Annotated in this window: 8 protein-coding genes; 2 read left to right on the top strand and 6 right to left on the bottom strand. The window is 64.5% G+C overall.

What is annotated here, in order from left to right:
• A partial coding sequence (locus tag AAFX91_RS37795) for a diguanylate cyclase domain-containing protein (protein ID WP_394569889.1) occupies positions 1-1,441 on the bottom strand: 1,441 nt, incomplete at its 3' end.
• Between the two features lie 266 nt (positions 1,442-1,707).
• On the opposite strand from AAFX91_RS37795, the gene AAFX91_RS37790 reads away from it, so the two are divergent.
• On the top strand, positions 1,708-1,995 hold the full coding sequence (locus AAFX91_RS37790; RefSeq protein ID WP_130583148.1) for a hypothetical protein: 288 nt from the start codon (positions 1,708-1,710) through the stop codon (positions 1,993-1,995).
• Between the two features lie 6 nt (positions 1,996-2,001).
• Here the strand turns inward: AAFX91_RS37790 and AAFX91_RS37785 are convergent, their stop codons facing one another.
• The 5 genes from AAFX91_RS37785 to mtgA all read right to left on the bottom strand — a co-directional run bounded on the left by AAFX91_RS37785 (position 2,002) and on the right by mtgA (position 4,727).
• Positions 2,002-2,649, bottom strand: a complete 648-nt coding sequence (locus tag AAFX91_RS37785) for a hypothetical protein (RefSeq protein WP_130583147.1) — start codon at positions 2,647-2,649, stop codon at positions 2,002-2,004.
• A 289-nt stretch (positions 2,650-2,938) separates the two neighbouring features.
• The gene (rpmF, locus tag AAFX91_RS37780; RefSeq protein ID WP_024509484.1) at positions 2,939-3,121 is read right to left on the bottom strand and encodes a 50S ribosomal protein L32; all 183 of its coding nucleotides are present in this window, start codon (positions 3,119-3,121) and stop codon (positions 2,939-2,941) included.
• Positions 3,122-3,376: 255 nt separating this feature from the next.
• Positions 3,377-3,688 carry a type II toxin-antitoxin system RelE/ParE family toxin gene (locus AAFX91_RS37775; protein ID WP_130583146.1) on the bottom strand — a complete coding sequence of 104 codons (312 nt, stop codon included), beginning with the start codon at positions 3,686-3,688 and terminating at the stop codon, positions 3,377-3,379.
• Positions 3,678-3,968: a type II toxin-antitoxin system ParD family antitoxin gene (locus AAFX91_RS37770; RefSeq protein WP_130583145.1), complete on the bottom strand. Its 291-nt coding sequence runs from the start codon at positions 3,966-3,968 to the stop codon at positions 3,678-3,680. The genes AAFX91_RS37775 and AAFX91_RS37770 overlap by 11 nt, the downstream gene beginning before the upstream one ends.
• Before the next feature lie 87 nt (positions 3,969-4,055).
• Positions 4,056-4,727: a monofunctional biosynthetic peptidoglycan transglycosylase gene (mtgA, locus tag AAFX91_RS37765; protein WP_394569886.1), complete on the bottom strand. Its 672-nt coding sequence runs from the start codon at positions 4,725-4,727 to the stop codon at positions 4,056-4,058.
• Positions 4,728-4,911: 184 nt separating this feature from the next.
• Here mtgA and AAFX91_RS37760 point away from each other — a divergent pair, with 184 nt between their 5' ends.
• Complete coding sequence (locus AAFX91_RS37760; protein ID WP_130583144.1) at positions 4,912-5,832, top strand: polyprenyl synthetase family protein; 921 nt, start codon at positions 4,912-4,914, stop codon at positions 5,830-5,832.
• Positions 5,833-6,071 lie beyond the last annotated feature (239 nt).

Here is a 6,071-nt window from a genome sequence, read left to right as displayed (position 1 = left end):
ACCGATCCGATTCGGTGTCGCCGCCCCAATCCTGACGGTCAGTTCTCCGGTAACATTCTTGATGAGGCAATGCGCTGCCGAAATTCTTCAGGCGCGTGACGAAGCCGCGCACCTCGTCGAGATTGCTGATCGCCACCGTCTCCGTGATCTCGACGATCAGGCGCTCGCCGACGCCGGGATGCGCGGCCATCAGCGATTCGATTCCGGCCAGCCAGTCCGGATCCATCGTGGTATCAGGCGAGATGTTGAGGCTGAGCTGAACCTCGGGTGAAGCGGCAAGCTCGGCCACCGCAAGCTCGAGCACGCGGTGATCGACCAGCCGGATCAGGCCGAGACGCTCGGCGACCGGCACGATGTCGGGCGCCGACAATGCCCGCCCGTCCTCCTGCTGCATGCGCACCAGGCACTCGTAGAAGGCAGGCTGCCGCGATTGCACCTCGACCACCGGCTCGAACGCCACGACGATGCGCCGTTCGTTCAGCGCGGTGACGATCTCGTCAGTGACGCGGATGTTGACGCGGCGCTGAGCGTCGCGCTCGACATTCGGCTTCCAAAGCAGGAACGAGCCGGCGCGGCGGCTCTTGGTGGTATCGAGCGTCTCCTGGGCGCGGTTGATCGCCTCATCGGCATTGCGGGCGTGGCGCGGCACGCTGACCGCGCCGATCGACGCCGTCACCGAGACGGGGCCCGACCTGGTCGGCACGATCTCCTCCCGCACGGCGGTGAGAAAACGTTCGGCGGCGACATTGGCATCGTCGACGGTGCAGTTGCGCAGGATCAGCCCGAACTTGTTGCCGGAGAAACGCCCGAGCACGTCGCCGCCGCGCAGGCGGGCGCGGATGCGCTTGCTGATCTCCGCGATCACGGCGTCGGCGACGTCGAAGCCGAAGGCGTCGTTGATGCGCGCCAGATGGTCGATGCCGATCAGCATGAAGGCGCAGGACGAACGGAAGCGTGTAGCCTCCTCGATCGCCTCGGCGAGCGCGGCGATCAGATGGGTGCGGTTGAGTTCGCCGGTGAGCGGATCGTGTCGCGACAGCTTCACGAGCTGCTCGTCGCGGGCATGACGCTCATTGTCGATCCTGATCACGCCCTGGGCGTGCACGGGCCGGCCGTCGGGTCCGCCAAACCAGCAGCCGGTTTCCTCGATCCAGATCACGGGCGCCGAGGTGCTCGCCCGCACGCCGTACTCTATTCGGTAGGGCATGCCCTCGCCGCTGCGGAGCGGCGCGGGTTGGCCGAACGCATCGCTGCGGATCGCGCGCGATGGCTCGATCAGCCTGGAAAATGCAGCGCCGCTTGCAATCGCCTCCGCCGGGAGATCCGGGAAAACCGAGGCCACATTGTCGCTCCAGACGAGCGCATCGGAGGCAATATCCCAGACAAAGGTCACTTGGCCGAGCGAAGCCAGGATGTCGGCGGCTGGCGGGATGGAAGGCATCTGCTGTCGCCTCGTTTCAGGACACGGCCAATTCAGGACACGGGCCAAGTGGATACAGGTGGACGCACGTGACAGTGGGTAAGTGATTCCAAGCCCGGAGTGTGCCTCTGTTTCCAGTCAGACCTTAGGTAAAGTTCATAAATAATCTGGAAACCACGTTTTGCCGCCATCGGGAACAAAAGCCCGTGCACCGGCATGGACCTTGCGAGTTCGAGGCCAAGGGGGATGGTAGCGTCCCGAAACGTGACAATCGGGCGGGATCAGCGATGCCGGAAGCCGGCGGATCAAGGCAAGTGCTGGACGGCGAGGTTTTAACCGGCGCCGCCACCACCTCGGCTGAACTCGTCCCGCTGACCGAATCCCTGCACTCCGAGTCCAAACGGCCGCTGCCACGGCCCGACGCAGGCTTTGTGACCCAACTGATCGCAACTGCGGCGCTGGCGCCAGAGACTCGTCCGCTGCGGCGCGCCACGCTGGCGGATGCGCAGATGGCCTATGGCGCCCATCCGCAGGAACGGCGCGGCGTCGCGCGCCGCACGCGCCAGATCATCTGATCGCGCTCAGCGCTGTTCCGGTTCAGTCGGCGGATTGCGGCTCGGCTGCAGGTCCGGGGAGGCGACCGCGGGTTGCGCCTGCGTCGGCTTGGAATGATCCAGCGGCACCGATTCCGCGACCGAAGCCGCCGGCGGCATCGTGTTCGCTGACGTCGTTGAGGCAGCGGGCGGCGGAGCCGGCTGCGGGGCCGGCGCGGGAGCCGGCTGTGGGGGTGGCGCCGGTGCGGGTTGCGGCGGAGGGGCTGGTTCCGGCTCGATTTGCTGCACCGGTGTTGCGGGCGCCACCGCACGACGGCGGGTGCGAAGCGCGATTCCGGAGATGAAATCCGCCAATGCCAGCAAAGTCAGCAGACCAAAGGTCGAGGTGCCGAATTTCGGCCACAGCACGAATTCGGCGGCTGCCGCGCCGAACACGATCAGCGACAGCAAATGATCCATCACGAATTTGGCGCCCGGTCGCGCGCCCTTGATGACCTCGAGCAACAGCAGGAGGATGCCGAGCGCCAGCAGGATGTCGTTCAGCGTTATCGGCCATTCCGCCCCCGACATCAGCGTCACCGTCAGCAACGGATCGGCCAGCGAAACGCCGGGCATCAGGAAGACGATGATGTTGTAGACCGCGAGCGGAATCAGCAGCAGCGGAAAACCGACCATGCGAGCGAGGCCTTAGCGAAGGAAACCAGGAGCGAAACGCCCAGAGAGCGTGATCCGATCGGGATGAATCGGATCATGATCTCATTTCATTGTTTGAGCATGACCTCCGCACAAACGCTACGCGTTTGTCGCGAGGGAAAACCGGTGCCACTCTTCCCGGATCACGCTCGACGCGCCGACCCGGACCGTCTGATCGCACTCATTGGCCGATTTCAGGCGGCCCAATCAATCGTGATCCCGGCCCTGCTTTCAGAGCCGGGAATCCAAATGTTCGCCGATCCCGCGAGGATCAGGATTCTTTCTTCTTCAGGACCTGCCGGCCCTTGTACATGCCGGTCTTTAGGTCGAGGTGGTGCGGGCGACGCAGCTCGCCGGAATCCTTGTCCTCGACATAGGTCGGTTTCTTCAGCGCATCCGCCGATCGGCGCATGCCACGGCGCGACGGCGAGGTTTTTCTTCTGGGAACAGCCATAACGGTCCTCTAGGGGTGTTGCGGAGGCATCGTCCGAAATTAAGGACGCGCGTCAAAAGCGAGCTGCGATGCCAATAAGGCCGCGCTTATAGAGGAAGGGATGGCGTAAAGCTAGGGCCTGACGCGATCAGATTGCGTTGCCTCTCCGCTTGCGAGCGAGGCCAAGCCTCCGCGATTCCGCCAGAACATAACATGATCATTTTGCTATCGATTGCCGCATGCGGGGCTCCGTAAGTGCGCACAATTTCATCCTATCTAAAATAGGCCGTGCAGGTCCCGACGTCCGGCAACGACCCGGATGATTTCGATCGCGTCGATCGGGCCTTCATCGGTGTCCGGATCGGTGCGGTAGAGCAGCAGATAAGGAGCCTCGACCAGCATGCGCATTGATGGACGAAGATCAGACCGACGCACACCCATCCTTGGCTGCGACCTCAGCAGCTCCGCCTTGGCTTCGATGCGATCGAAATAGCGCTCGGCGGCAGCGGGTTGTTCAAGCCCGATCATGACGTAGATGTCCAGCAGGTCAGTACGCGCCTGGTTCGACCAGACCAGCTCAGTCGGCATTGCCGGAGGCTTTCTTCGCACTCTCTAGCCGCTCGCGGGCCTCTTCACGCAGCTTCTTCATATCCAGATCGCCGGCTGAGCCGCTCGCAATGCCGACATCCCACATCTGCCGAAGCCGTCTGATATCTTCCTGGCGTAGTTCACGCTTCAATTGCCAGTCCCGCACCGCCTCGCGGACGATCTCACTCGTGGTGGCGTACTCTCCCGCGTCTACTGCGGCCTTGAGCGCCGATATTTGCTCGCTCGTCAGTGCGACGCTCACTTTCTCGACCGATGCCATGAGAGCTCCTTCAACTGCCGGGAGCAAGTTTTACTACTTCTTGACCCCAATGGGCAACCCTAGTTCCCAGGCGCCGATGCAGCGCATTCAGAACCCGCGGCTCTCGCTCCAGCAGCGCTGAACCGCGCTGGCGCGGGCCATATAGGTTGCGCTCAGGCGGCGTACGCCGGGACCGGGATTGCGGGCGCTGCGCTTGACCGGATTGGGCAGGATCGCCGCGAGCAGCGCTGCCTCGCGTGGCGACAAAGTCGCCGCGGAACGGCCGAAGGCGTATTGGGAACCGGCCTCGGCCCCGAACTGGCCGGACGGGCCGAGCTCGGCGATGTTGAGATAGATTTCCAGGATCCGCTGCTTCGGCAGCACGAAATCGATCCACATGGCGAGCGGCAGTTCCAGCGCCTTGCGGACCACGCTGCGGCCCGGCCACAGGAACAGGTTCTTGGCGACCTGCTGGGTAATGGTCGAGCCGCCCCGGCCCGGCTCGCCGTCCTCGGCATCGTCGATCGCATCCTGCAACGCGTCCCAGTCGATGCCGCGATGGCTGCAGAATTTCGAATCCTCCGAGCCCACCACCGAGCGGGGGAGATACGGCGAGATCGCATTGAAATCGACCCATTGCCGCGTGACCGGCGCACCCTTCAGGTAACGCCAAGCCATCAGCGCCGAGACCGGATGGCCGGACCGGTAAAGCGGTGTCAGCACGTAGGGCACGAGCAGCGCGGCCACCAGCAGCAGCAAAAGGATCCGGACAATGCGCAAATTGGAGGTTCCGGCTGAAAGCGGGTCGGCGCTGCCGGCAATATTGGCCGGTTTCGGGTGAGATTTCGCGATAATTGGCAGGTTTTCCAGCACTTTTAAGGCATTTCCGGCCGGCGGGCGGAATTGACGAAGCCGATGCCATCAACGATTGTCCGCCCCGGAATCTGATCTGGAGCAATTCTTAATGACGACCGGTACTGCAGAATTCGCCAAGCGTCTGGACCAGACCGCTGACGATACCGAGGCCCTGCTGGCGAAACTTTTGGCCGACACCGTGGAGCAGGACGAGATCGTCCGCCCGAGGCGGCTGATCGAGGCCATGCGCTATTCGAGCCTCGGCGGCGGCAAGCGCCTGCGGCCGTTCCTGGTGGTCGAGAGTGCCGCCGTGTTCGGCGTGCCGCGCAACGCCGCGCTGATGGCGGGGGCCGCGCTCGAGTGTATCCACTGCTACTCCCTGATCCATGACGACCTGCCGGCGATGGACAATAGCGATCTGCGCCGCGGCCGCCCCACCCTCCACAAAACCTATGACGATGCGACCGCGATCCTCGCTGGCGACGCGCTCCTCACGATCGCCTTCGACATCATCACCCGCGACGAGATCCATCGCGATGCCGGCGTCAGGCTGGCGCTGACCCGCGCGCTGGCGCGCGCCTCCGGCGTCGGCGGCATGGCGGGCGGGCAGATGCTGGACCTGGCTGGCGAAGGCCGGTTCGGCGACCGCGAGCCGGTGGACGTGGCGCGGCTGCAGCAGATGAAGACCGGCGCGCTGCTCCGCTTCGGCTGCATCGCCGGCGCCATCCTCGGCCAGTCCTCCGAGAAAGAATATCTGGCACTCGACGATTTCGGCCGCGCGCTCGGCGAAGCCTTCCAGATCGCCGACGACCTGCTCGACGTCGAGGGCGATGCCGCCGCGCTCGGCAAGCAGACTGGCCAGGACGCAGCGCTCGGCAAGACCACCTTCGTCACCCAGCTCGGCATCGACGGCGCCAAGCAGCGCGTCCGCGACCTCCTCGCCCGCGCCGATGCCGCTTTGTCGGTGTTCGGACCGAAGGGCGACGTGCTGCGCGCGGCGGCGCGGTTCGTTGCGGAGCGCAGGAATTAGAGTGGCGCCCCAGACGACACTGCGCTCCCTCCCCCGCTTGCGGGGAGACGAGCATAGCTCGCTCCGGGAGGGCTGGGGTGAGGGTGTCTCCGCGGCGAGACTCTTCGTGTGGAGAGAACCCTCACCCGGATCGCATCTGGCGATGCGATCCGACCTCCCCCGCAAGCGTAGGGCTATCGCATATGGGCGAGGGCGCGGAGAAGGAAGTCGTTGTTCCATCTGGCCTGGAGCATTTTGTG

The organism is Bradyrhizobium sp. 31Argb, assembly GCF_043638955.1.
Classification (GTDB): Bacteria; Pseudomonadota; Alphaproteobacteria; order Rhizobiales; family Xanthobacteraceae; genus Bradyrhizobium.
The sequence above is the reverse complement of the archived record's forward strand: the minus strand, read 5'-3'. Positions and strand labels throughout refer to the sequence as shown.

Bases quoted from the DNA above. Each gene is read 5' to 3' on its own strand.
- rpmF (WP_024509484.1), bottom strand. From the start codon at position 3,121: ATGGCTGTTCCCAGAAGAAAAACCTCGCCGTCGCGCCGTGGCATGCGC.
- AAFX91_RS37770 (WP_130583145.1), bottom strand. From the start codon at position 3,968: ATGGCATCGGTCGAGAAAGTGAGCGTCGCACTGACGAGCGAGCAAATA.
- AAFX91_RS37775 (WP_130583146.1), bottom strand. From the start codon at position 3,688: ATGCCGACTGAGCTGGTCTGGTCGAACCAGGCGCGTACTGACCTGCTG.
- AAFX91_RS37790 (WP_130583148.1), top strand. From the start codon at position 1,708: ATGCCGGAAGCCGGCGGATCAAGGCAAGTGCTGGACGGCGAGGTTTTA.
- AAFX91_RS37785 (WP_130583147.1), bottom strand. From the start codon at position 2,649: ATGGTCGGTTTTCCGCTGCTGCTGATTCCGCTCGCGGTCTACAACATC.
- AAFX91_RS37760 (WP_130583144.1), top strand. From the start codon at position 4,912: ATGACGACCGGTACTGCAGAATTCGCCAAGCGTCTGGACCAGACCGCT.